The 23,769-nt window shown below is 46.2% G+C and carries 18 protein-coding genes; 8 read left to right on the top strand and 10 right to left on the bottom strand.

Going from position 1 to position 23,769, the window contains the following annotated elements:
- Positions 1-4: 4 nt before the first annotated feature.
- The 3 genes from ileS to murJ all read right to left on the bottom strand — a co-directional run bounded on the left by ileS (position 5) and on the right by murJ (position 5,420).
- The gene (gene ileS, locus B5P39_RS03040) at positions 5-2,827 is read right to left on the bottom strand and encodes an isoleucine--tRNA ligase (RefSeq protein ID WP_088210424.1); all 2,823 of its coding nucleotides are present in this window, start codon (positions 2,825-2,827) and stop codon (positions 5-7) included.
- Between the two features lie 32 nt (positions 2,828-2,859).
- On the bottom strand, positions 2,860-3,795 hold the full coding sequence (ribF, locus tag B5P39_RS03035) for a bifunctional riboflavin kinase/FAD synthetase (protein WP_088210423.1): 936 nt from the start codon (positions 3,793-3,795) through the stop codon (positions 2,860-2,862).
- Between the two features lie 65 nt (positions 3,796-3,860).
- On the bottom strand, positions 3,861-5,420 hold the full coding sequence (murJ, locus tag B5P39_RS03030) for a murein biosynthesis integral membrane protein MurJ (protein ID WP_088210422.1): 1,560 nt from the start codon (positions 5,418-5,420) through the stop codon (positions 3,861-3,863).
- Between the two features lie 252 nt (positions 5,421-5,672).
- Between murJ and rpsT the strand changes: the two genes are divergently transcribed.
- Entirely contained in the window at positions 5,673-5,939 is a 267-nt protein-coding gene (gene rpsT, locus B5P39_RS03025) for a 30S ribosomal protein S20 (RefSeq protein WP_011623708.1), read from the top strand.
- A gap of 60 nt (positions 5,940-5,999) precedes the next feature.
- Here the strand turns inward: rpsT and B5P39_RS03020 are convergent, their stop codons facing one another.
- Positions 6,000-6,296 (bottom strand): ArsR/SmtB family transcription factor, encoded by a 297-nt coding sequence (locus B5P39_RS03020; protein WP_006084975.1) that lies wholly within the window; start codon positions 6,294-6,296, stop codon positions 6,000-6,002.
- A 135-nt stretch (positions 6,297-6,431) separates the two neighbouring features.
- On the opposite strand from B5P39_RS03020, the gene B5P39_RS03015 reads away from it, so the two are divergent.
- A complete protein-coding gene (locus B5P39_RS03015) occupies positions 6,432-7,838 on the top strand; it encodes a M28 family metallopeptidase (protein ID WP_088210421.1) in 1,407 nt (468 codons plus the stop codon).
- Positions 7,839-7,910: 72 nt separating this feature from the next.
- Here B5P39_RS03015 and yaaA read toward each other — a convergent pair whose 3' ends face one another.
- On the bottom strand, positions 7,911-8,684 hold the full coding sequence (yaaA, locus tag B5P39_RS03010) for a peroxide stress protein YaaA (RefSeq protein ID WP_088210420.1): 774 nt from the start codon (positions 8,682-8,684) through the stop codon (positions 7,911-7,913).
- A gap of 108 nt (positions 8,685-8,792) precedes the next feature.
- Entirely contained in the window at positions 8,793-10,259 is a 1,467-nt protein-coding gene (locus B5P39_RS03005) for an alanine/glycine:cation symporter family protein (RefSeq protein WP_086903842.1), read from the bottom strand.
- 430 nt (positions 10,260-10,689) lie between these two features.
- On the opposite strand from B5P39_RS03005, the gene B5P39_RS03000 reads away from it, so the two are divergent.
- The 5 genes from B5P39_RS03000 (at position 10,690) to B5P39_RS02980 (ending at position 17,682) form a co-directional block, all read left to right on the top strand.
- On the top strand, positions 10,690-13,056 hold the full coding sequence (locus tag B5P39_RS03000) for a phosphoketolase family protein (RefSeq protein ID WP_088210419.1): 2,367 nt from the start codon (positions 10,690-10,692) through the stop codon (positions 13,054-13,056).
- 239 nt (positions 13,057-13,295) lie between these two features.
- Entirely contained in the window at positions 13,296-14,417 is a 1,122-nt protein-coding gene (locus B5P39_RS02995) for an OmpA family protein (RefSeq protein ID WP_176399850.1), read from the top strand.
- 248 nt (positions 14,418-14,665) lie between these two features.
- On the top strand, positions 14,666-15,622 hold the full coding sequence (gene tal, locus B5P39_RS02990; protein WP_039978392.1) for a transaldolase: 957 nt from the start codon (positions 14,666-14,668) through the stop codon (positions 15,620-15,622).
- 20 nt (positions 15,623-15,642) lie between these two features.
- A complete protein-coding gene (gene pgi, locus B5P39_RS02985) occupies positions 15,643-17,280 on the top strand; it encodes a glucose-6-phosphate isomerase (RefSeq protein ID WP_088210418.1) in 1,638 nt (545 codons plus the stop codon).
- Positions 17,281-17,496: 216 nt separating this feature from the next.
- Complete coding sequence (locus B5P39_RS02980; protein WP_007650190.1) at positions 17,497-17,682, top strand: DUF3545 family protein; 186 nt, start codon at positions 17,497-17,499, stop codon at positions 17,680-17,682.
- Between the two features lie 67 nt (positions 17,683-17,749).
- Here the strand turns inward: B5P39_RS02980 and B5P39_RS02975 are convergent, their stop codons facing one another.
- The 4 genes from B5P39_RS02975 to B5P39_RS02960 all read right to left on the bottom strand — a co-directional run bounded on the left by B5P39_RS02975 (position 17,750) and on the right by B5P39_RS02960 (position 21,751).
- On the bottom strand, positions 17,750-18,286 hold the full coding sequence (locus B5P39_RS02975; RefSeq protein ID WP_011717974.1) for a hemerythrin domain-containing protein: 537 nt from the start codon (positions 18,284-18,286) through the stop codon (positions 17,750-17,752).
- A 222-nt stretch (positions 18,287-18,508) separates the two neighbouring features.
- Positions 18,509-19,234, bottom strand: a complete 726-nt coding sequence (locus B5P39_RS02970) for a hypothetical protein (protein ID WP_088210417.1) — start codon at positions 19,232-19,234, stop codon at positions 18,509-18,511.
- Complete coding sequence (locus tag B5P39_RS02965; protein WP_088210416.1) at positions 19,227-19,829, bottom strand: sigma-70 family RNA polymerase sigma factor; 603 nt, start codon at positions 19,827-19,829, stop codon at positions 19,227-19,229. The genes B5P39_RS02970 and B5P39_RS02965 overlap by 8 nt, the downstream gene beginning before the upstream one ends.
- A 44-nt stretch (positions 19,830-19,873) precedes the next feature.
- On the bottom strand, positions 19,874-21,751 hold the full coding sequence (locus tag B5P39_RS02960; RefSeq protein WP_088210415.1) for a vWA domain-containing protein: 1,878 nt from the start codon (positions 21,749-21,751) through the stop codon (positions 19,874-19,876).
- Between the two features lie 225 nt (positions 21,752-21,976).
- Here B5P39_RS02960 and dauA point away from each other — a divergent pair, with 225 nt between their 5' ends.
- Positions 21,977-23,749 (top strand): C4-dicarboxylic acid transporter DauA, encoded by a 1,773-nt coding sequence (dauA, locus tag B5P39_RS02955; protein ID WP_176399849.1) that lies wholly within the window; start codon positions 21,977-21,979, stop codon positions 23,747-23,749.
- The last annotated feature ends 20 nt before the right edge of the window (positions 23,750-23,769 follow it).

The following is a 23,769-nucleotide window of genomic DNA, read 5'->3' as shown; positions in this document are numbered from 1 at the left end:
TCCTTTACGCAAACAGACGAACTTCGCCGTCACCTTCAATATTGGTTACACAGCGATGACACAGAGTCGAGTGGGCTTCGATAGTGCCAACCTCTTCCCTATGGTGCCAACAACGTTCACATTTTTGCGCTTGTGTCGCACTAACAATCAGTTTTAACGAAGCAAGTTCAGTCTCAACTGCATCGCTTGTCGCATCCGCCAATGGCAACACTTTAGCTTCTGACGTTAACAACACGAAGCGAAGCTCGTCACCGATATGGGTTAATTGCTCAGCTAATGCGGCATCGGCAAATAAAGTCACTTCCGCTTCTAATGAACCGCCGATACGTTTATCACGGCGAGCCTGCTCAATCACTTTGTTGACTTCGTTACGAACGGTCAGCAGATTTTCCCAGTAGGCATCGCTTAAGTCAGTGTCTAAGGTGACCGATTGAAGGCCTTGATACCACTCTTGAGTAAAGACATAGGCATCGCGTTGACCTGGCAGTAATTGCCACACTTCGTCGGCTGTAAAGCTTAAGATTGGCGCAATCCAACGCACCATAGCTTCGGCGATATGGAACAGTGCCGACTGACAGCTACGGCGAGCATGTCCTTCCTGCTTGGCGGTGTACTGGCGGTCTTTGATGATGTCTAAATAGAAACTACCTAACTCAACCGAGCAGAACTGCATCAGCTTTTGGGTCACGATATGGAAGTTATATTGCTCGTAAGCTTCGATAATCTCTTGCTGCAGAGCTGCCGCGCGGCGCACCGCCCAACGATCTAACGCCACCATATCTTCTACAGCCACTAAATCCTTAGCAGGATCGAAGCCATTAAGGTTAGCCAGTAAGAAACGAGCGGTGTTACGAATACGGCGATAAGCATCGGCGCTACGGTTTAAGATTTCATCCGATACCGTCATTTCACCGCTGTAGTCGGTTGCAGCAACCCAAAGACGCAGAATGTCTGCACCTAACTTGTTAGTGACTTGCTGCGGCGCAATGACGTTACCGATAGATTTCGACATCTTGCGACCTTTACCATCAACGGTAAAGCCGTGGGTCAGAACTTGTTTGTAAGGTGCTTTACCAGTCATGGCGGTAGAAATCATCAGTGATGACATAAACCAGCCGCGGTGTTGGTCGCTTCCTTCAAGATATAAATCAACGCCATGGCCATGGAATTCAGGACGAGCGGCCACAACCGATGCAAAGGTAGAACCTGAGTCATACCATACGTCTAAGGTATCTGTTACTTTACGGTATTGGTCGGCTTCTTCACCTAATAGCTCTGCAGCATCGAGATCCCACCAAGCTTGAATACCCTCTTGCTCGATACGGCTTGCAACACGTGCCATTAACGAGACGCTTTCAGGGTGCAGCTCTTCGGTTTCGCGGTGTACAAACAGGGTAATAGGCACGCCCCAGGTACGTTGACGTGAGATACACCAATCAGGGCGATTCTCAACCATCTTCTCGATACGGCTTTGGCCCCAATCAGGGATCCATTGCGTCTGTTCAATTTCGCTCAGTGCATTTTTGCGCAGGCCATGGTTATCCATAGAGATAAACCACTGCGGCGTTGCACGGAAGATAATTGGCGTTTTGTGGCGCCAGCAATGTGGATAGCTGTGACGATAGGCAACATGATGTAATAGCGCGCCTTTTTCCTTCAGCAGAGCTACCACGTTATCGTTGGCTTTGAATACGTGTTGACCGGCGAAGAACTCGGTATCTGGCTTATAAACACCGTTATCGCCAACTGGGTTTGCCACTTCTAAGCCGTATTTTTGACCTACAACGAAGTCGTCTTGACCGTGACCAGGTGCAGTGTGAACTACGCCAGTACCGGCATCAGTGGTCACGTGGTCGCCTAAAATCGCAGGTACATCAAAGGCTAAGAATGGGTGCTGGAAGCGAACCAACTCTAGTACAGCGCCTTTGATTTTACCTAAAACGCTGTGGCTCTCGGCGCCGTAACGTGTCATACAGGCTTCAACTAAGACGTCTGCTAGGATAACGGCTTTCGTCACGCCATCTTTGACAAATTCAACCAAGCTGTAATCAAGCTCAGGACTGATAGATAAGGCGCGGTTGGCAGGCAGTGTCCAAGGTGTAGTAGTCCAAATCACCATAGATACTGGATGTGAGTAATCGCTTACACCAAACTTAGCGGCCACATCTTTGCTATCGGTCGCAGTAAATGCCACATCGATTGCAGGAGATGTTTTATCTTCGTACTCAACTTCGGCTTCAGCCAGCGCAGAACCACAGTCAGTACACCAGTGAACTGGTTTAACACCTTTATGTAGGTGACCGTTTTCAATGACCTTAGATAGCGAGCGAACGATGTTAGCTTCGGTCGCAAAGTCCATTGTCAGATATGGCTTTTGCCAATCACCTAATACGCCTAAACGAATAAAGTCAGCGCGCTGGCCATCAACTTGCTCGGCGGCATATTTACGGCATTCTTCGCGGAATTCGGCTGCTGAAATCTTTTGACCTGGCTTACCGACTTTTTGCTCCACTTTTAGTTCGATTGGCAGACCATGGCAATCCCAACCTGGAACATATGGCGCGTCAAAACCAGCCATGGTTTTTGACTTAACGATAATGTCCTTAAGAATTTTGTTTACTGAGTGACCAATATGAATACTGCCGTTCGCATACGGTGGGCCGTCATGCAAAATAAAAGGTGTGCGGCCAATTCGGCTATCACGGATCTGCTGATACAGACCGTCTTTCGTCCAGCGTTCTAACATCTCTGGCTCGCGATTTGCCAAATTACCACGCATCGGAAACTCAGTTTCCGGCAAATTCAAAGTAAATTTATAGTCGCTCATTGATCCTATACCGTTAATTAAACTGATAAATATCAGCCTGCATCGTTACCAAATAAAGCTCTGGCCTCATTTGCATCATTCAAAATCTGTTGTTTTAGTGCATCCAATGAATCAAAGGGTTGTTCATCACGAAGTTTTGCCACTAACTCAACCTCAACATGCTTGCCATAAATGTCACCTTCAAAATCAAAAAGATGCACCTCAAGCTGACAAACTTGACCATTTACGGTCGGGCGGAAACCAATGTTGGCAACCCCTTCATAAATATCGCTATCTTCCCAATAGAGTTTCACCGCAAACACCCCGCGCACCGGCACTACATTGCGCTTGAGGGCGATATTAGCGGTAGGAAAACCTATGGTTCGACCAATTTTTTGGCCATGGGCCACGCGGCCGCTTAAGGTAAAGGGATGACCGAGTAGGCGTCTCGCCTGCTCTAGGTTTCCTTTAGCCAATTGTTCTCTTACCGCGGTCGAACTCACACGTTGCGAGCCCACCATAAAACTCTGGGTGCTAACCACGGTAAAGCCATAACGAGCTCCCGCCTGCATCAGCATTTCAAAATTGCCTTTTCGGCCTTGACCGAAGCAAAAGTCATCGCCAACGACAAGGTATTTTACCCCGAGCTTGCGCACCAGCAGTTCTTCGATGAAATGCTCCGCTGGTTGATCGGCAAAGGCGCGATTGAAGTTAACACACACTAACCGTTCAACGCCTAACTCATCGAGCAGGATGATTTTATCCCGCAATAGACTCAGACGCGCGGGCGCATTCTCACCACGGAATAACTCCTGTGGTTGAGGTTCAAATGTCATCACAGTCGACGGTAGCGAGAGCTGTTTGGCCTTTTGCACCAGATTAGCAATCACCTGTGCATGGCCGCGATGCACGCCATCAAAATTACCTATCGTCAGCACACAGCCATGGTGAGATGACAAAATGTTATGTATACCGCGGATTAATTCCATAACTTTAGACAACTGCCAAGCGCAAATCGGCTGATTATATAACAGCTAACGATAAGAATCAGCAATCAAACTCCCCGTTTCATTGACCAAGGACGAATTCCTAACGCCAATAAGCCAAGTAAATACGTCATAGCGCCAACAGCAATCAAACCAATCAAAGCCTTAGCACGCCCAACTAACTGCCATTCCAACCATTGGGATTGCGTAGGTAAGAAATAGTACAAGACTACCACCATCAAGGCCGTTGAAACCACGGCTTTAAGGAAAAACACCACTGTTGGCTTAGAAATTCGGTAAACACCCGCTTTGTGTAGGCCGCGATATAAAAGGGTCGCATTCAGTAAAGCCGACATCGATGTCGCAATCGCTAAGCCAACATAACCAAAGGGAATCGCAAAAATGAGGTTAAAGCCCATGTTAGTGATCATGGCGATAATGCCGTAACGCACAGGAGTCTTTGTGTCTTGGCGTGAGTAATATCCAGGCGCTAACACTTTGATAAGCATAAAGCTGAGTAAACCACTGCCATAAGCCATCAAGCTGTAGGATGCCATCTCGACGTCTTGGATAGAGAAGGCGCCGCGCATAAACAGCACCATCAACATAGGTTGGGCCAGCACAATCAGCCCCATCATGGCGGGTAATCCTAATAAAAGAATCGCCTTAATGCCCCAATCCATGGTTTTACCAAAGCCATCCCCTTCGGCATTCACATGATTGCGAGATAAAGCTGGTAAAATCACGGTGCCAATGGCAATACCGAATAAACCGAGTGGAAATTCTAATAAGCGGTCTGAATAGTAAAGCCAGCTGATGGAGCCCGTCATGAGGAAGCTGGCGATAAAAGTATCGAATAATAGATTGATTTGTGAAACTGACACACCAAACAGCGCAGGGATCATCAAGGTTCTGATCTTCACCACACCTGGATGCTTCCAACCCCATGATGGTTTAACTAAGGCCTTTTCTCTAAGTAAGAAGGGAATCTGGAATAAAAACTGAATTAAACCGCCACAGAACACCCCCCATGCCAAGGTAATTTCAGGCTGGGAAGACGTCGGCGCAAAAAACATTGCCGCCGCAATAATAGCGACGTTTAAGAATACAGGGGTAAAAGCTGATACCGCAAAACGACCACGGGTATTAAGGATGGATCCCGCTAACGCAGTAAAGGTGATAAACCACAGATACGGGAAGGTGATTTTAAGCACAACGGTTGCCAGCTCAAACTTAGCGCCATCGGGCTCATTGTTAAGCCAAGCTACAAACCAGCCGCCACCAAATAAGGCCGACAATACGGGGGATGCGATGACACCGACAAGCGTCACAATGGTCACCAACAGCCCTAAGGTCCCCGCCACTTTACTGAGTAACTCTCGGGTCTCATCCGATGTATTTTTTTCTTGATATTCGGTCAGTACGGGAACAAATGCCTGAGCAAAAGCACCTTCAGCAAATAATCGGCGTAAAAAGTTAGGAATTTTATTAGCGAAGAAAAAAACGTCGGCGCTTGTCCCTGCCCCCATTAAATTGGCAACAACTACATCTCGAACCAAACCTAAAACACGAGAAATCAACGTCATAGCACTAACAATCATGCCAGATTTCAATAATTTTTTACTCAAACGTCCCCCAGACCTACATCGAATGGATTAGGTGATTCATCTCAAAAAATCGACTCAGGCTCTGTCACACTGCGGCAATAGCTGTTAGAATTGCGCCACATATTACACGAGTTGGGTTGAAGATAGCCAAGGCGGGTTGAATTAATTTATCTTTATGATGATTATTCAATCATAGTCATTGACAAAGTGACTAAATGCAGGCATATTCCTCGGCCTTTAAAAGTATCAAATCCAGTTTTTAGGAGTTGCACCTTGGCTAATAGCAAGTCTGCAAAGAAGCGCGCGCTTCAATCTGAAAAGCGTCGTCAGCACAACGCCAGCCGTCGCTCAATGTTACGTACATACGTTAAAAAAGTAATCGCTGCTATCAAAGCTGGCGATCACAAAACAGCAACTGAAGCTTTCGCTGCTGCACAACCAATCGTTGACCGTATGGCGACTAAAGGTCTTATTCACAAGAATAAAGCTGCCCGTCATAAGGCTCGTTTGAACGCTAAGATCAAAGCACTGGCTGCTTAATTTTCTTAGTGAATATAAAAAACCGGCAATTGCCGGTTTTTTTATATCTGATGATTACCATTAATGACAATAAATATTGTTCAGTAAATGGATCATCTCACGCACTTCATCACTCTTAAGCGAATAAAATACGGTTTGCGCTTCTTTGCGTGTGGTTACTAAATTATCTTTGCGTAACCAAGCAAGGTGTTGTGATAGTGCCGATTGACTTAAGCCTAATTTTTTATTCATTTCGCCAACGCACATTTCACCTTCGTTCAATAAATAACAAAGGATAAATAAACGGCGTTCGTTTGCGAGTGCTTTTAATAGCACTACGGCATGATCGGCTCGCTCCTGCATCAATTCAATATTCATTACGCACTTTTTCTCCTAAAACTAACCCCTGCGCTAATATAGCGTTGCCTTACAGATATAGTCGGGACATAAAGCACACTTTTTGCTAGATTGTTTTCAAAAATGGGACATGCTTAATAAAAATAAAGGAAACCTATGAAATCCTACCAAACAACATTGATAACTGGTCTATTTATTGGCGGTTTGAGCGCTTGTCAAACCCACGTAGAAACACCCGTAAAAAATGATATTCCCGTGCAATTACAGCAAACCGCGTTAGCTTCTTCTTTGGGATATGACATCGTCGAATCCCTTACGGTTGAAGTTGGACCGCGCCTTGCTGGTAGCCCAAAAGACATTATTGCCGTGAACTGGGCAATGAATAAGTTAACCAGCCTCGGGTTTGATAAGGTTTATAAAGAGCCAGTGCAGGTTCCTATTTGGGAACGTGGAGAAGCCAAAGCCAAGATTATCTCGCCAGTGGAACAACCTTTAGTGATCACAGCCCTAGGCGGTAGTGTTGCAACGCCAATTGAAGGTATTAAGGCTAAAATTGCTCGTTTTGATAGCCTTGCGGCACTGCAAGCGGCAAATCCTAATGATGTAAAAGGCAAGATTGCCTTTATCGATCAAAAAACAGAACGTCACATCACGGGTGAAGGTTATGGCAAAAGTGTCGGCGGCCGCTCAAAAGGCGCAGTCGCTGCGGCACAAAAGGGAGCCGTTGCAATCGTCATTCGCTCAATTGGCACCGATCATGACCGCATGGCGCATACTGGCGTGATGCGTTATCAAGATGGAGTCGCTAAAATCCCTGCGGCGGCGATGTCAAATCCCGATGCCGACTTAATCGATGCCATGTTAAAACGCGATCCTAATGCGGTGCTCGAGCTGCATATGTCACCGAAGGATTTAGGTACGAATACCTCTTATAACGTGATTGCAGAAGTCACTGGCAGTAGTAAACCCAATGAAATCGTGCTGATTGGCGCCCATTTAGATTCTTGGGATGAAGGGACGGGGGCGATTGATGATGGCGCTGGCGTTGCGATTGTGACTGCCGCGGCGAAACATATTCAAGATCTTCCGCAAAAGCCTGCGCGTACTGTACGAGTGGTACTTTACGCTGCCGAAGAAATTGGCTTAGTGGGAGGCAAAGCTTATGCTGAAGCACACAAAGCCGAGCTACCTCTGCATTATATTGCTGCCGAATCGGATTTTGGCGCAGGCCCGATTTATCAAATCGATACCAAGGTAAATGATAGCGTTTTTGCACAAGTCCAAGAGAGCATAAAGCCAATGACATATAACGGTGTCGCCCTTGGTAATAATCAAGCCTCTGGTGGCCCTGATGTCTCTATGTTGCCCGCATTAGGCGTACCTGTTGCGTCATTAAGACAGGATGGCCACGATTACTTCGATTATCACCATACCCCTAACGATACCTTAGATAAAATCGATCCTAAGGCGCTCGCGCAAAATGTGGCGGCATATGCACAATTTGCCTATATCATGGCGAACTCGAATTTAGTGTTAACACCGATTAGTACTGAGTCGAAATAATCTTCCGCCAGCACATCCTTCGTAAATAAAAAGAGCAGCCTAGGCTGCTCTTTTTATTTAACGCATTATGAGTTACTGCGCTTCACGCAAGAATGTTGGCTCATTCGGTTTACTCAAATCTTCACTGTAGTAATAACCTGCCACATCAAACGCCTTTAATTCCTCAATCGAACTCACTTGCTGGTCAATGATATATCTTGCCATCATTCCCCTTGCCTTTTTAGCAAAAAAACTGATGACTTTATATTGGCCATTTTTAAAATCTTTAAAGACAGGGGTGATTAATTGACCTGCTAATTGTTTTGGTTTTATCGCCTTGAAATATTCATTGGATGCGAGGTTGATAATGATGTCATCCCCCTGCGCAGCGACCGCATTATTGACCGCTTCGGTGAGTGTATTACCCCAAAAATCGTAGAGATTCTTACCTTTAGGATTGGCAAGCGCCGTCCCCATTTCTAAGCGGTAAGGTAAAATCAAATCCAAGGGGCGCAGTAAACCGTAGAGCCCAGATAAAATACGCAACTGTGACTGGCTGCGTTCGAGCTGTTCGGGTGTCAACGTATCAGCATCAAACCCCGTGTAAACATCGCCTCTAAAAGCAAAAATCGCCTGCTTAGCATTATCAATGCTGTAATCGGGTGCCCACTCCCCAAAACGCGCGGCATTTAAACCTGCGATGTTATCGCTCACCTTCATTAATGTTGCTATGTCACTGGGGGTTAACCGTTGGCAGACTTGAATAAGCTCTTGGCTATAAGCTAAAAAATCGGGCCGAGTGTGGGTTTGAGTCAAGGGAGGTTGCTCAAAATCTAGGGTTTTCGCCGGTGAAACCAAAATCAACATTAACACGCTCCAACAAATAAAATACGCCACTATGATACTGAACAAGCATAAAAAAACCACGTACGGATGACGTGGTTTTTCCGATAGCGCTAATCAGTGAACTTGAGTTTAGCGACTAAGCGCAGATTCTGTACGCGTTTTCGCCTGCTCGTTGGCACTATTATCCTGCCAAATACCGTCATCGAGTTGTTCCATCAATTCGGGGAACTTACTGCGATCGAACTCAGGCATTTTGCCACTCTTCAATTGTTCACAGTAATCGTTGATAACCCGTATTGCCAAACCAGATAACAGCAGCAATGCAATGATATTGACCGTGGCCATCAGTCCCATAGACACGTCCGCTAAGTTCCACACTAAGCTGATTTTGGCTACAGCACCAAACATCACCATGCCTAATACACACAGACGAAATAGTGGTAACGCCTTAGTGCTGTTACCCGTTAAAAACATCACATTGGTTTCGGCGTAGGAATAGTTAGCAATAATAGAGGTAAAGCAGAATAGGAAGATGGCTATCGCAATAAAGGCGCCGCCCCAATCTCCTACGTGGTTTGACATCGCATTGATGGTGAGACGAATGCCATCTTCGCTAGAACCGATATCGCCTGAAAGCAAAATAATCGCCGCAGTTGCTGTACAGATAACGATGGTATCGACAAACACTCCCATCATCTGCACAAAACCTTGGGATGCAGGATGATTAGGATTAGGTGAGGCACTCGCCGCCACGTTTGCCGCGCTGCCCATCCCCGCCTCGTTTGAAAACAAACCACGGGCGATTCCCGCTTGCATAGCCTGAGCGACCGTATAAGCAACACCACCTGCGGCGGCCTCTTGCCAACCGAACGCACTCTTTACAATCAAGCTGATGATGGCTGGCAGTTGTTCTAAATTGAACAGCACGATAATAAAAGCGATCAGAATATAAGCCAGTGCCATGATAGGCACGATAAACTCTGATACTCTCGCAACTTTACGTAAGCCACCGACAATCACAAAACCACTGGCTAACACTAAGCCGATACCAACATAGGTCGGGTTGAAGCCAAACACCCGCTCCATTGCGCCTGTAATGGTATTGGCTTGCACCGCGTTAAACACTAAACCAAAGGCGATGATCAGGAAGAAAGCGAACAACACCCCCATCCACCTCTGACCAAGTCCCTTCTCCATATAATAGGAAGGACCGCCGCGAAACTGACCGTTGGTGTCTCGTACCTTATATACTTGTGCAAGCGTCGACTCTACCATGGCGGTCGCCATACCCAACATGGCGATAAGCCACATCCAGAACACAGCACCTGGTCCAGCGGCGCCAATCGCCACAGCTACACCGGCCATGTTTCCGGCACCAACCCGAGCAGCCATACTGGTACAGAATACTTGGAACGAAGACAGACCACTTTCACAACCTTGGCGGCTCATGGTCATGACTTTTAGAGAGTGCTTGAAGTGTGTAAGTTGAATAAATACAAGTCGTAAGGTGAAATAAAGCCCCGCACCCACCAATCCGTAAACGAGCAATTTGCCCCAGAGCAGTGCGTTCAAAAAGTTTACAATCGTTTCTAACATATTATTTTACTTCTTCCCGTAGCAAATGCCTCCCTCCACCTATACTTAGCGAGGTGCAACATTTGTGGTGAATGAATCCTTCCAAATAAAGGTAAGAATATCGGTAGATTTATTCTTTCAAATTATCCTTCCGTGAATTTACAACATCACGGCTACCGAATTCAACGCAGCAAAATAGCACAGTATTCGAAATTACTCATGTGATCAAGCCTAGGTTTGCATCGTTAAATAGCTACAACCTCACACTCGTAAAGCTTAGATAAGTCACTGTTAATATTAAATTAACAATTTAACAAACTTAATCCACATGCGTTAACGACGAACACAAGTTTTAAAATTTGGATGCAGGGCACATTTTTGTAAGAAAATTACAAATATAGTAATCCCAACACAACACAGTTCAATTCCGTCTGCTCTAGTGAGGCTTAATATGACGACTACACATGAGATAAATGCTCTTAAAAAATATGTAAGAGCCACTAACTTCCTCGCCACCTCTCAGATTTACCTAAAGCAAAACGTATTACATAAGCGCCCACTTGCGCATTCGGACATTAAACCTCGCCTGCTAGGGCACTGGGGGACTTGTCCAGGGATTAACTTCGTTTATGCCAACGTCAACCGACTCATTGTTAAACATAATCGTCCTTTCATTTACTTAGTCGGCCCTGGCCATGGTTTCCCCGCAGTACAAGCTAACCTATTCATCGAAGGCTCACTCAGCCACTTTTATCCAGAAACCATTCCTTATAATGAAACCGGTATCGAAGATATCTGTAAGAAGTTTTCGGCAGCCTATGGTTACCCTTCCCACGCAAACCCTGAAGCACCCGGTCAAATCCTTGAAGGGGGCGAATTAGGTTACTCGTTAGCTGTAGGTTGGGGCGCGGTATTAGACAATCCTGATCTTATCGCAACCGTATTAGTGGGTGACGGTGAATCAGAAACCGGTCCTCTAGCAGCCTCTTGGTATGCTAACCGTTTAGTCTCCCCTGCCACCAACGGTGCAGTGTTACCTATAGTACATATCAACGGATATAAAATTTCAGGCCCAACCCGTATGGGACGCATGAGCCATGAAGAGCTAGATCTTGAATTCCGCGGCTTAGGTTATCACCCCATTATTGTCGACAGCGAAGCAGAAGAAGATATCTACGTCCAAATGACAACCGCGATGGATACTGCTTATAGCATGATCAACGATATCCAAACCCGCGCACGTAAGGGTGAAGATATTGTCAAACCTCGCTGGCCAGTGATCTTAATGCGCACCGCCAAAGGCTGGACAGGTGTAAGCGAATATAATGGTACAAAATTAGAAGGTAACTGCGAATCGCACCAAGTTATCGTCAACAAATGTGCGACCGATAAAGGCCACCTCAGCGCATTGGATAATTGGTTGGCTAGCTATCAGTTCCAAGAGCTTTACCAAATCAATGGCCAGGGTGAACTGATTTTTGATGCGGATATTAGCTCCTTGATCCCACCTAAGCATTTAGCTTGTGGTCGCCAACATCTCACTTATGGTGGTGAAGTTGTTAGAGCGTTATCCAATCCTGATCTCGAAAAACTCAGCTACGGTCCAGAAGTGCCACGTGGACACCGTGGTTACTCTATGTTGAAAATGGGTCAATGGATGCGTGACGCATTCAAACTGAACCGTGACCAACGCAACTTACGTATCTTTAGCCCAGACGAAACCTATTCAAACCAACTGCAAGCAGTATTTGAAGAAACCGACCGCGCATGGCAATGGCCAATTGAAAGCTGGGACGAGGATATGACTCGTGATGGCCGCGTGCTCGAGTTACTCTCTGAAAACTTGCTATTTGGTATGTTGCATGGCTACACAGTAACGGGTCGCCACGGCATGTTCCCAACCTATGAGTCTTTCTCACAGGTTGTATCTTCAATGGCCGACCAATACTGTAAATATGTTTACGCCAGCCAAGGGGTGCATTTCCGCAAACCTCTACCGGCGTGCAACGTAGTACTTTCTTCATTATTAGAGCGTCAGGATCACAACGGTTACTCGCATCAAAACCCATCGTTCCTCGGTGCGATGTTAGAAAAACATCCAAAGATTATCTCTGCTTATTTACCTGCTGATGCAAACAGCACCTTAGTTTATACCGAACGCGCTTTTGCAGATCGTGACAAACTAAACATCCTAGTTGCTGGTAAAAAAGAACTACCACAATGGTTGAGCTTAGAAGAAGCACGTAAACAAGCTAAAGACGGTGTGATGGTGTGGGATTTTGCTTCAGATGAAAATCCAGATATCGTGCTTGCAGGTTGTGGTGATTATGTCACTCAAGAATGTATGGCCTCTTTAGTGATTATTCGTGAACTGTTACCAAGGGTCAGAATTCGTTTTGTCAGCGTGACCGAATTAAGCAGTGATGGCTTAGGTAGCCGTAAATTTAAAGAAAAACCATGGATGATGGATGAAATATTTACCCAAGATAAAGGGGTAGTATTTAACTATCACGGTTATCCAAATACGATCAAAAAGTTAATTTTTGACTACAAAGGAAGTCGCCGTTTCAGAATTAAAGGTTATGAGGAAGAAGGTTCAACAACAACACCATTTGATATGGGTGTTCGCAATGGCACTTCTCGCTATCACCTTGTTATTGATATGGCTTACAAACTATTCCAGCAAGGCGTCATTGATGAAACTAAGCACGTTTCAATCACGACCGATATGCTGCAACGACTGGTTGATCATCGCAACTATATTAAAGCAAACGGTGTTGACCCTGTTGAAATTGAAAATTGGGTTTGGACTCGTTAATTCAAAACTTAATTAACAAGTTTGATACAATTAAAAGGCATCCTTCGGGATGCCTTTTTAACATCAATCAAAAGTAACAATATTCTATTCGATAAAAAAACTTCAGAGTAAGCACTGGAAAAATTTAACAAATGCAGTGATAATTAATCGCTGGCTACAATACCAAAGGATCCCCACACTAAGTGCTAGCAATGTTTTGCATAAAACCTGCAAAGCATATTGGTGGAGAATCATAAACAATGGACTTAGAGAAAATGATGAAGAATACATTAAAAGTAGTTTTGCTTACATCAATGCTTCCACTTGCTGCCAGTGCATCTCAAGAGCTAACACCTTGGTATGTTGGTGCAGGTTTAGGCGTTAATAACTATGAACACATTGCAACTGACAACGGCGATGACAACCCATACGCATGGGACATCTTCGCAGGCTATATGTTTAATGACTACTTTGGTGCTGAAATCGGCTATCGTGATCTAGGTAGTGCAGATTGGACCTATGCAGGCATTGGCAATGATGCAGATGTAAAAGGTGCAACTCTTGGCTTAGTGGGCGTGTGGCCACTAGGTAACCGTTGGAGCCTGTCTGCTGAAGCTGGCGCAATGTACTACACCCTAGAAAACAACCAACGCGTTGGTGGCGTATCTAGTTCTTACAGCGAAAACGACTTCGCACCTTACTTCGGTGCGGGTGTTGGCTATAACTTCACTGATAACCTGAAGTTACAAGCTAAATACCGTCGCTATGAAAACTTAGACGATAACGCTGGTGCCAGTGCGATCGTTCCAGTAAATGCAGACAGCAACTACTGGGGCTTAGAATTAAGCTACCGTTTTGGTACTGCCGCGGCAGCACCAGTGGCAGCGGCCGTTGTTGCAGCAACCCCAGTTGATTCTGACAACGATGGTGTTTACGACGATAAAGATCAGTGCCCAGCAACTCCAGCAACTCACAAAGTTGACTCTGTTGGCTGTACTATCTACGAAAACGTTAAGAAGCAAGAAGATGTAGGTTCTATCCAGTTTGCTAACGATTCTGCAGTAGTGAAGAAAGAGTACTACAAAGACATCGAAAGACTGGCTAACTACATGAACAAGAACCCAGAATTCACTGTTGAAATTGCGGGTCACGCTTCTAACGTAGGTAAACCAGAATACAACATGGTTCTGTCTGACAAGCGTGCTGACGCTGTTGCTAAGATCCTTGTTGAAAAATATGGCATCAGCCAAAGCCGTGTAACTTCTAACGGTTACGGTATCACTAAGCCATTAGTGGCTGGTGACTCTAAAGAAGCTCATGCAGCTAACCGTCGCATCGAAGCTATCGTGACAACTACTGAAAAACAGCCTGTTCTGAAGTAATTGCACTCTTAAGAATAAAAAAGTCGCTGCTTGCAGCGACTTTTTATTTTTATAACATCTACACTATGCAATCTGATGATGCTTAGCTAATCGTTGTAATGCAATCACAGCTTTTCGCGCTAATACGATATAGTTTTACCATTTTTGTAATTTTTTTACATTGATGGTTGGAAAAGTTGGCAAAATCGCTTCTAATAGTCATCAGTTCATTTCTGAGTTTAGACCGCTATCTGAGAAGGATGTTTTTCATGGCAAATACATTAGAGCAACTCAAGTCATACACTACGATTGTGGCCGATACTGGCGATATTGAAGCGATCAAACGCTATCAGCCAGAAGACGCAACGACCAACCCATCACTCATATTAAAAGCGGCTCAAATCCCCGAGTATAGCGCTCTAATCGACAATGCTATCGCATGGGCTAAATTACAAAGTGCTGATATTGAGCAACAGATTGATGATGCCAGCGACAAACTTGCCGTGAACATTGGCGTGGAAATTCTGAAACTGGTTCCAGGCCGTATTTCAACTGAAGTCGATGCCCGCTTGTCCTTCGATAAAGAAAAATCCATTGCGAAAGCGCACAAACTAGTACGTCTATACCAAGAAGCTGGCGTGGATAAATCTCGCATTCTGATCAAATTAGCCTCAACTTGGGAAGGCATTTGTGCCGCCAAAGAGTTAGAGCAAGAAGGCATCAACTGTAACTTAACCCTACTATTTAGCTTCGCTCAAGCGCGTGCCTGTGCTGAAGCTGGCGTGTACTTAATTTCTCCATTCGTTGGCCGCATACTCGATTGGTACAAAAAAGACACAGGTAAAGACTATGACGCAGTAAATGACCCAGGTGTCGTTTCTGTGACTGAAATTTACAACTACTACAAACAGCATGGCTATAACACGGTCGTCATGGGCGCAAGTTTCCGTAATATCGGTGAAATCATCGAATTAGCGGGTTGTGACCGCCTGACTATTGGCCCTTCATTACTCGAAGAGCTGGCAAACTCTCAAGTTGCTATTCAGCCTAAACTGCTTCCTGCCAGCACCACAGTTGCTGCGGGTGAGCCTTTAACCGAAGCGCAATTCCGCTGGGACTTCAACCAAGATCCTATGGCTGTCGACAAGTTAGCAGAAGGTATCCGCAACTTCGCCATCGACCAAGGCAAACTCGAAGTCATGCTCAAGGCAAAACTGGCAAACTAAGTATCTTCGGAGACGATTCGATGACTATCTTGACCCAAAGCACAACTTGGCAAGCGTTAGCCGCGCATAGCCAGCAGATCCCGCATATGCGGGAACTCTTTGCAGGCGATCCTGCACGCTTTAGCAATATGTCGCTTTCTACCTGTGGCTTATTTTTAGATTATTCAAAAAATAGAGCGACACCAGAGACACTCAACTTGCTGCTGACACTGGCGCAAGAGGCAAAGCTTGACGCTAAAATCAAGGCGATGTTTGCTGGTGATATTATTAACACCACCGAAAAACGTGCCGTGCAGCATACCGCACTGCGCAGCACCGCCGAGCAAACCATCATTGCCGAGGGTCAAGATATCGTTCCTGAAGTACAGCAAACGCTGAACAAGATGCAGCAATTTGTCACTTCAGTTACCTCTGGACAATGGAAAGGTTTCACTGGCAAAACTATTACCGATATCGTCAGCATTGGTATCGGTGGTTCGTTCCTTGGCCCTAAGATAGTTTCCCAAGCATTACGCCCTTACTGGATAACAGGTCTCAATTGCCATTTTGTCGCCAACGTAGATGGCACCTCGATCAGTGAAAAACTTAAGCTGCTCGATCCAGAAACCACCCTGTTTATCATGTCGTCTAAGTCTTTTGGTACACAAGAGACGCTGACCAATACCTTAACTGCCAAGGCGTGGTTCTTAGCCAAAGGTGGTTCACAGTCTGATGTGGCGAAGCACTTTGTTGCCGTGACCTCTAACGTGGTAAAAGCGACTGACTTTGGTATCGATGCCGACAATATCTTCCCGATGTGGGATTGGGTTGGTGGTCGTTATTCACTTTGGTCAGCCATTGGCTTACCCATCGCTTTACTTATCGGCATGGATAACTTCCGCTCCCTATTAAAGGGCGCGCACCAAATGGATACCCATTTTGCCAATGCGCCTCTGGCCGAAAATATGCCCGTCATCATGGGCTTATTCTCTCTGTGGTATGGCAATTTCTTTAATGCCCAGAGCCATGTGGTACTGACTTACGATCATTACCTACGCGGACTTCCCGCTTACTTCCAACAACTGGATATGGAAAGTAATGGTAAATCGGTCACGCTCAATGGTACTCATGTGGATTACAGCACGGGTCCTGTAATTTGGGGCGGCGAAGGCACAAACGGTCAGCACGCTTACCACCAGCTGCTACATCAAGGTACCGCATTAATCCCTGCCGATTTCATTATGCCGCTGCAAAGCCATAATCCTATCGGAGAGCACCATGATCAGTTAGCCTCTAACTGCTTCGGACAAACCCAAGCACTCATGCAAGGCCGTACCTTGGATGAAGCACTGGCCGAATTGAGCAAGAGCAACTTAAGTGATGAAGAGAAGTTACTTATCGCCAAACACAAAGTCATGCCAGGCAATAAGCCAAGCAACACGCTGTTAATGGATAAGCTGACTCCTGAAACCTTAGGTGCACTGATTGCGCTCTATGAGCACAGAACCTTTGTCCAAGGCGCCATTTGGGATATCAACTCCTTCGACCAATGGGGTGTTGAACTCGGAAAAAGCTTAGGTAATGACGTCCTCGCCCGCATCGGCGCCGAGCAAGACGCCACCGCCTTAGATGCCTCAAGCAATGGGTTAATTAACCTATATCGACAGGGTAAAATCTGATCGAACAAAAAGCCAGCAATCGCTGGCTTTTTTATTTTATCTTATTAATAAACCTAAAATATTCGCTCACAACTTCCTCTAGCGCTCTCGCGAAGATCAATGACATATCATTCAAACTTCATTTCAAGTTAACACAAATGAAACATAATTCTTGCACCCTGTTTTGAAAATATGTTATTTAATCGCTGACAAAACATACAACAACAGGAGGTTACCATGGATCGTTTAGATTATGGTTGTGCGCTAGATGAAGTCGTAGAAAGACCCGATCGCTCGCGAGGCTCCAATAAAAAGCGTAAGTGGCGAGAAATTGAAGCGTTAAAGGACAAACATCGTTTACTCAAGGAACTTCAAGAGATTGATAACAACTTTGATTACGATATAGACGCTATCCAGTTGTAACCCATTGTTTGATAAACAGCATATAAAGAAAAAGCGCCAATGGCGCTTTTTCTGTTTCTACACTCATCTACTCAGCTGTCCTGAGATAAGAACGCAGCTCATCAAAGGCCTGTTGCTCACGGTCTAGGAATAACGGATCATCGATTAACGAGGCTTGGCATTGTTGCTCAATAAGGTGCCAATCCTTATCAGTTAAGGTTTTAGCCAATAACGGGAAGATTTCCCGCTCTTCCATTTGCATATGCTTTTCTTGCAGGTCGACATATTCGGCAAAATCAGCCACCAATTTATCTCTCGCGACTACTATGTCACTCAGGATCAAATTCAAGGTATTCATTAATGCCGAGGAGGCCGCGGTTACCACTTGGTGCTCGGCGCTAAGCTTATCAATTTCATCATTTGCCTTATTTGCCAAATAATAAGCATAGATAATGTCTTCCACAGGATGATGGCTACGCTCAGCATATCCTTGCATATACTCTACAATGTCCCGAACCACGATAAAATTAATCGCCTCGCCTTCAGCTAATTTCATCTGCTTGTTTTTCAAGACATTCAATAAAACTGCTATATGTTTATGATCATGCATGAGTCTTTTAAGCATATCGCCTCCTGAAATTGGGCTCTGACTATTGATACTAGTCAAGTCGTTTATCGATCTCCAATATAACAGGCGAATTCCTGTTCACTTTATGACCATGATCAAGTAATTAACACGAGAGTCTGTAAAAAAGGCAATATTAATAGGCAAAACATCTTTATGTCACAATAGTGAGCACTGACAGTGAGTTAGGACAACTATCTCTAACCCACTGTAACTTGATGATTATGGATTTAAATCACTAAGCTGTTGTTGCAATTCTTTAAATTTGGCAATCATCTTAGCATCAACCATTACAGGCTCTGTTTCGCTTTTTGCCAACTCAGGATATTGCTTCAGCAGCGTTTGCGCTAAGGCAGATGCCTCCTGGGTTTCTTTGGCTTCAATCAAGGCTTGTAAGCGTGTTAAATACTCCATCAAAGCCTCATCACGAGGTATTACAGCTTGATCTGGCTGCGGCAGTGCCCGCGCAATTTGTGGTGCAGCACGAGACTCAACTTGCTGATTTTCCTGCGCAGACATCTTAGCCTGTGCCTTTATCACTTCCCTTTGCCGATTTTGTGTGGCGGCCTCTTCCACTTTGGCTTGATGCGCCATCTCGGCTTGCTGCGCAGCGTTATCTAACTGAGTTTGAGCGGGCATTGGCGCACTCATAGTCAAAGCGGCTGGCGCGACTAACTCCTCTTCAAAATAGCCTCGGTTAAGGGTCACTAAACCAACGACAAGCACTAAGGAGGCGGCGCTCGATAACGCCCATGGGAAACGGCGCCACACGGGCGTAGCTACAGGCTTAAGTTGGCTCACATTCATTTCAGCTAGGCGGGCCTGTGATAGGCGCAAAATATCTTGGTCGAGCCTCTCAGGCGGCATTTCCAGTGCTTGTTTATGATACCAAGCCGAGACTTCCTGACGTAGTGCCTCTTCTTCCGATGACAGAGTGGAATTACTCATGGCCAACCTCCTGCCATTTAGCATTGACACAATCTTTTAAGCTTTGATACGCGTAACGAATGCGGCTCTTAGTCGCCTCGAGTGTTACCCCGGCAATATCGCTGATCACTGCTGCGGTAAAGCCCATTTCGATATTGAGAATAAAGGCCTCTTTTTGCACTTGGGGTAACAGGGCAATACAGGTCTTCAGTAACAGGCTCTTTTGCGTTTCCTGCCAATGTACATCGGGTTGTTCCTGCTCCGCCCCCACAAAGGTGTCTAGCCCTTCCTCGTTATCGTGGCTGACTAAGTCGACGGGTTTGACGGCCCTGACATGGTCAATCAACAGATTATGGGCAATCCGATAGAGCCAAGTATTAAACTTGGCGCTCGGCTCATAGTTGGCTGCGGCACGGATCACCCGTCCCCAGGTTTCTTGATATAAATCTTCGGCTAACTGTTTGTCGCCGAGTTGGCGCACAAAGTAACGGTACAAGGCGCCTTTGTGTTTAAGATAAAGCTGCTCAAACGCTATGCCATCGCCCTTGGCATAGCGCAGCATTAACTGTTCATCGGTATGCTCATGGGCATGCATTTGCGGTATCGCTAGGGCCATGGCAGCTCCCTAATGGTTAACTAACTGAAAAATAATTATCTGGCTCATTGCTGATGTAGTTTATCCTCGGGCGGGAAAGGCTTATCTCCGGCATCAAAGGATTTTTTGATTGGCGCTCGCTGTGTTTGTGCGAGTGCCGCAGCGGTATCGACAAGTTGCATAAATTCATGCCGATAGCCGCTGGTATCCTCCCCCAGCGCAGAACGTGTGAGCGCACTAAGCTTATTATAATCAAATTGATGCAAATAGTGGCTTTGATTCAGCAACTGTCCTAAACCAGCCACTGCAGCGGCAAAACGAAAATCGTCACTCGCCTGCGCTAATGATTTTACCCTTTGCTCAGCTCGAATCGGATAACTCAGTAACTGGCTTTGAGTCGCATCCGGTAGCTGATAACGTAATTTCAGAAAGGCGATTTCGTCGCGGCTATATTTTTCATTGCCCGTTTTGGGATTATAACCATAGCGAAGCTTATCATTGGCCAAATTCCCTGCGTCCACATAACGCAACTCGTAAAGCGCCGTGACCGTATGCCCTGCGCCAATTTCGCCCGCGTCCACCTTATCGTTATTAAAATCTTCACGCGCGAGGGCTCGGTTCTCATAGCCAATCAAGCGATACTCGGCCACAAGAGCGGGATTAAACTCGACCTGCACTTTCACTTCTTTCGCTATGGTGAGTAAGGTTGCACTTAACTGTTCCACCAGCACTTTTCTCGCCTCATTGAGAGAATCGATATAGGCGTATTGCCCATTGCCCTTATCGGCTAATTGCTCCATCAAATGGTCATTGTAGTCGCCCATGCCAAAGCCGAGTGTCGTGAGCCCTATACCCTGTTGTTTCTGTATGCTAACTAAATCGATTAACTCATCGAGGTTGGTCGTGCCGACATTAAAGTCACCGTCGGTCGCGAGAATGACTCGATTGATACCGCCTTCAACAAAATGTTTCTGTGCTAATTGATAGGCAAGCTGAATTCCCTGCGCCCCATTGGTTGAACCGCCAGCACTGAGCTGCTCTAACGCATAGTTAAGGGTTTGGGTATCGTTACCTGCTGCGCCATCTAACACTACGCCAGCGGCGCCGGCGTAGACGACAATCGATACCTTATCCTGAGCATCCAATTGCTGAGTCAGCATTTTCAAAGCAGTTTGCAGCAAAGGTAACTTATCGGGCGATGCCATCGACCCTGACACATCCAGCAGAAACACTAAGTTACTGGCCCCCAGTTCAGCCTTACTCTGCTCATATCCCTTCAAACCGATGCGAAGTAACATCATGTCATCGTTATAGGGCGATGGAGCAAGCTCGGTCGTGACACTAAAGGGCGCATCATTTTTTCCCGGCAACTGATAGTCATAGGAAAAATAATTCAGCATTTCCTCAACTCGCAGCGTGTCCTTCTGTGGTAATCGCCCTTCCTTCAACATTCGTCTTAAGGTCGTGTAACTACCGGTATCGACATCGATTGCAAAGGTGGAGACCGGGATTTCCCCCGCAACCATGATGCCGTTTTGCACTTGCTTCTCGAAGCGATTGCGCTCGGGTGGCACAGCCCCTGGCCAATCACCATTTAACGCGGGCGCCGCACTGATACTAGCAGCAGGTTGCGCGATATAGGCTCGACTCTCAGCACTCATTGTCCGCAATTTTGCTGACGAAGCTTGTTCATGCATCGCGATTGCGGCATCTCTTTGCCTATTGGCCTGACGCTCTGCTCTTTCATGACGCTCTGCACTTTGTTTAAGCGCCGCCTGTTGCTCGGCGACGAGTTTTGCTTGAGCAGCTAATTCAGCAGGGTTTTGCTGTTCTGCAGTTTTATCACTACAAGCACTCAATCCAAGTAATACGGCGAGTGTTAATCCCGAAACAACAAAACTTAAATGCGCTTTATGACGAAAGACTGAAGATGGATATCTCATGATAGTGACCTAATAAAAGTGTTCTCAATGGTGGATATCCCTATAAACGCAGCTCCGGCATAAAAGGGTTATTTGATAAGAGAAATTGTCACATTCACTTTGCCAAGCACAGTATTTATCAAAAACAAAGACATTTAACCGCCTTTTGCAACTATGATCACACAAGGACATTTTTCTGGACTCTAAAATAGAGCCTTGTAACAAGCCGCGTTTATGGACCCACACGTGTCACACTCTGCTCATTTGTTTTCATTAAGAATTGCCCACGCCCTTAGCGAGGCGTGCGTAAAAGATAAGTATTCGGTTAAACGTTTTGGACAAGATCTGCTGGCGGGACTGACCGTCGGGATTATTGCCATTCCGCTCGCAATGGCACTGGCCATTGCCAGCGGTGTCGCCCCACAATATGGCCTATACACCGCCATTGTCGGTGGTTTTATCATAGCGATGACGGGCGGCTCCCGTTATAGCGTGTCAGGGCCAACGGCCGCCTTCGTCGTATTACTCTATCCCATCGCCCAGCAATTTGGTTTGGCAGGGCTGCTCATTGCGACTGTGATGTCAGGCATGATGTTAGTCGCCATGGCGATGTTAAGGCTCGGCAGATTGATCCTCTACATCCCAGAATCCGTCACCTTAGGTTTTACCGCAGGGATTGGGGTAGTGATTGCAACTTTGCAGCTAAAAGACTTCTTTGGCCTGCATATAGAGCACATGCCGGAGCAATATTTTTCCAAAATCATGGCCTTAGGCCAGGCATTACCCAGCCTTCACTTGCCGAGCTTGTTAGTCGCCGCGGCCACCTTAGCCACTATGCTACTCTGGCCTAAATTGAAGATCCCAGTACCAGCCCATCTGCCCGCAATCGCCTTAGGCAGTATTCTTGCCCTAGTGTTAAATGCCATGGGCGCCGATATTGAAACCATAGGAACACGCTTTCATTATCAATTAAGCGACGGCAGTGTCGGCACAGGTATTCCCGCTGTACTCCCCCACTTTGAATGGCCTTGGTTACAAACAGGCGCAAACGGTCAAGCCTTTGAATTTAACCTAGCCACCTTTCAAGCCTTACTGCCCGCCGCCTTCGCGATTGCCATGTTAGGTGCGATTGAATCGCTGCTGTGTGCAGTAGTGCTTGATGGCATGACAGGAAAACGCCACAGCGCGAACAGCGAGCTTCTCGGCCAAGGGATAGGTAACATCATTACCCCATTTTTTGGCGGTATCCCAGCAACGGCGGCCATCGCACGCAGCGCGGCAAACGTTAAGGCGGGAGCCCAGAGCCCAATAGCATCGATGATCCACGCCATAGTGGTCTTGGTGGGTTTAGTCGCGCTCGCGGGAGTATTAGCCTACTTACCCATGTCAGCCATGGCCGCATTATTATTGGTGGTGGCTTGGAATATGAGTGAAGCCCCCAAAGCGGTGCATTTACTGAAAACGGCGCCCACCAGCGATATTTTGGTGTTTCTAACCTGTTTTTCACTCACAGTCATTTTCGATATGGTGATCGCCATCAGCGTGGGGATTATCTTAGCCGCGCTACTGTTTATGAAAGAAATTGCTGAGATGACCAAGCTCTATGATATCAGCACCAATAAGCGCTATGTCGATCAACCCCTCCCCGCTGACTGGGCGGTGATAAAAATTAACGGCCCATTGTTTTTTGCCGCGGCAGATCGAATTTTTGCCGAGATAGCGAGCCTCACCCAAGACAAACAAGTCATCGTCCTTTACTTAGATGGGGTATCCATCCTCGATGCGGGTGGTCTTGCGGCACTCAATAAGCTCATAGATAAATGTAAACTTAACCACACTAAGCTGATCATTGCCGATTTGCAGTTCCAACCCATTCGCACCCTAGCGAGAGCTAAAGTACAACCGATTGAAGGCGTACTGAAGTTTTATCCCACTCTGCGTGAAGCCTTGGCAGAAGCGCCTGTGCCAGAACAGATTATCGAATCAAGTACGACTGTCACTCAGTCACCCTCAAGTTAACCCTTCTTATACCTGTCCCC

It is taken from the genome of Shewanella sp. Shew256, from assembly GCF_002196695.1.
In the GTDB taxonomy this organism is placed as follows: Bacteria; Pseudomonadota; Gammaproteobacteria; order Enterobacterales; family Shewanellaceae; genus Shewanella; species Shewanella mangrovisoli.
The sequence above is the reverse complement of the archived record's forward strand: the minus strand, read 5'-3'. Positions and strand labels throughout refer to the sequence as shown.